Below are 332 nucleotides of genomic sequence, written 5' to 3'. Positions count from 1 at the left end.
CTGGCCTGGGGTTACTGGGCTGAGGCGAGCACGATGACCGGGCATCTGACTCAGGCTGATCTGGCTCGCATGAGCCGAGCCGGTATCGGCGCGCTGAGCGCTGAAGAGGGAATGGCGTTGCTGGATCGTGCGCTGGCCTCACGGCATGCAACGCTGGTTCCGATGGTGCTGGATCCAGCGGTCCTACGGCGTCAGGACGGGCCTGTTCCCGGTCTGTTGCGGGCTTTGGCCGGGCCGCAGCGCCGTGTCGCCTCTGGTGCCGTGGATGTGTTGCGGTCGACGTTGGTCGGGATGGCGCTGGGGGATCGGGCCCCTTATCTGGCCGGGTTGGT

At 67.2% G+C, this 332-nt stretch carries 1 pseudogene; it reads left to right on the top strand.

Annotation, left to right across the window (positions count from 1 at the left end):
* Positions 1 to 33 precede the first annotated feature (33 nt).
* Positions 34 to 332, top strand: a pseudogene (locus MXD61_RS05890) (NADPH:quinone reductase); the annotation flags it as partial.

The sequence above is a fragment of the Frankia sp. AgPm24 genome (genome assembly GCF_023243055.1).
Taxonomy (GTDB): Bacteria; Actinomycetota; Actinomycetes; order Frankiales; family Frankiaceae; genus Frankia; species Frankia umida.
Note: the sequence above shows the minus strand (reverse complement) of the source record. Positions and strands in the feature narration are given on the sequence as shown.